1 protein-coding gene and 1 pseudogene are annotated in these 2,259 nt (G+C 60.5%); both read left to right on the top strand.

Translation table 11 applies throughout. The annotated features are described in order from the left end of the window. Positions 1-94 (top strand): annotated as a pseudogene (locus AKL29_RS45255) (DUF2269 family protein); the annotation flags it as partial. A gap of 411 nt (positions 95-505) precedes the next feature. Continuing rightward, positions 506-2,056, top strand: a complete 1,551-nt coding sequence (locus tag AKL29_RS21465) for an alpha-amylase family glycosyl hydrolase (protein WP_347336990.1) — start codon at positions 506-508, stop codon at positions 2,054-2,056. The last annotated feature ends 203 nt before the right edge of the window (positions 2,057-2,259 follow it).

The raw sequence follows: 2,259 nt of genomic DNA, 5'->3' as shown, positions 1-2,259 counted from the left end.
CTGGCTGTGGTTTGCCTTCGGCATTCCAGCGTTCATGGCGGTGGCCGCTATACTCTGGCTGATGATAGCCAAACCTCAACTTGCAGTGTTTTGAAGTGCGGTCGCAACTGCCGAGCAGATGAGCTACTTCGCTCGTTCGCCTACGCGAGGCCATGCCCAGTTTGCAGGAGTTGCCGGGGCAGCGCGCAGACCCTTCGCGCGTGTGTTCGCCTCACGCAAAATGAATACGCCCGTGCAGTCCCGACAAAGCCACCGTGTGCCCTGCAATGCGACAGAGCGCGCGGTACTGGAGCAAACTGGCCCACCGTTTCTGCCGCTCCTCGCTATGCCTGAGAGCGCAGTGCTTGGTACTCGTAGGAACTAACCTCTCCCGCCGGAGGTTGAGGACCAGCTAGCTCGGGCGGCACTGGTGTCAACAAGGGAGTCTACTTTCCGCGTGAGTAGGAACACACCGCCGAGAAAATCCGCACCTGTTTCCAATGAAACGTGGTGGCGTGACGCGGTCGTGTACGAAATCGCCGTGGTGTCATTTCAGGACAGTAACGGCGACGGACAAGGGGACTTGGTCGGCCTTCTGCAGCGTATCGACTATCTCACTTGGCTTGGCGTCGGCGCGGTATGGCTGACGCCAATTTACAAGAGCCCCAATCACGACTTCGGCTATGACATTGCCGATTTCTGCTCGGTCGATCCGCGTTTCGGCAATCTGGAAGATTTCGACAAACTGCTGCGTGCCTTGCACGATTCTGGCATCCGGATCATTCTCGACCTCGTTCCCAATCATAGCTCCGATCAGCACGCCTGGTTTGACGAAAGCCGCGGCTCGCGAAACAACCCGAAGTCCGATTGGTATCTATGGGCGGAAGCCGGTGCCAACGGTGGACCGCCGAACAACTGGCTCAGCCGTTTCGGAGGCAGTGCCTGGGAGTGGTGTGAGGAGCGCCGGCAGTTCTACTATCATTCATTTCTGCCGAGCCAGCCGGACCTGAATTGGCGGAACCCCGAGGTCCGCGAAGCCATCGCGTCCGTGATGCGGTTCTGGCTCGAGCGCGGCGTCGATGGTTTCCGGGTTGATGCCAGCGCAGTGTTGATCAAGGATGACCTGCTGCGCGACAATCCGCCTGACCCGGAGGCCGATGACAAGACGCCACCCCCTCAGGCCTGCACGCCTGTGTTTACGGACGACCGGCCGGAAGCTATGCGCTGTATTGAATACATCAGGGAAGTTCTGGACCAGTATGACGGAAAACTTCTCTGCGGTGAGGTGCAGGGCAAGACAGATCGGATCGGCCATTTCTATGGCAATAGCAGGCCGCGCCTGCACCTGCCGCTGAACTTCGCGCTGCTCGATACGGAGTGGAACGCGATTGCGCTTCAGGCGGCGATCGATGCCTATTTCAATGCCCTTCCGCAAGAGGCCTGGCCGGACTTCGTGATCGGCGGCCATGACAAGCACCGGGTCGCCAGCAAGGTGGGGCAGGCCCAGGCACGTGTTCTTGCGATGCTGCTGATGACGATCAGGGGCACACCGTTCCTGTTCGCCGGCGATGAGATCGGTTCGGAACAGGTCCCGATTCCATCGGATCGCGTCCAGGACCCCTTCGAAAAACTTCTGAAGGGCTTTGACCTCGGTCGCGACCCCGAGCGGGCGCCCTTGCGTTGGGACGACACGGACGGGGGCGGATTTACCGATGGCGCACCCAGGTTGCCGCTGAGCCGGGATCGCGCCCGCAATATCAAAGCGCAACAGGGCGACGGGAAGTCGCTCTTGAACCTCTACCGTGAACTCATCGCATTGCGCCGGCTGGAGCCCTGCCTGTTGCAGGGAGAATATCTGCCACGCCGGGCACAGAACGACGTCTTCTCGTTTGGGCGCAGGACGAACGAGACGGAGATCCTTGTTGGCCTCAATATGTCCGGAGAACCGCGGCTCTGGGAGTGGGAAGGCTGCGGCGTCCGCTTGTTGTCGAGCGGGCTGGACAGCGGGCCGGAAAAAGTAACGGGACCCACCCACCTGAAGCCGAATGAAGGAGTCATTGTCAAAGTAAACCGTTGAGCCGAGCAGGGCGGGCCGACCAGTCGAGCAAGCGAAATCCCGGCAATGTGTTGCGCCGGCGCGACGATGTCGTTTTCGCGGCGTTGCAGCGAACTTTCGTGCTGGCGCGGCCAGAATAAGAAACGAGCGGCGAAAGAGGTTCTGAGGACAACGACTTTGTCGGAGACGCGGACCGCTGCTCCGGCCTCCGGCCGCCGACATCA

It is taken from the genome of Bradyrhizobium pachyrhizi (assembly GCF_001189245.1).
GTDB lineage: Bacteria > Pseudomonadota > Alphaproteobacteria > Rhizobiales > Xanthobacteraceae > Bradyrhizobium > Bradyrhizobium pachyrhizi.
This window is presented reverse-complemented; position numbering and strand designations above follow the sequence as displayed.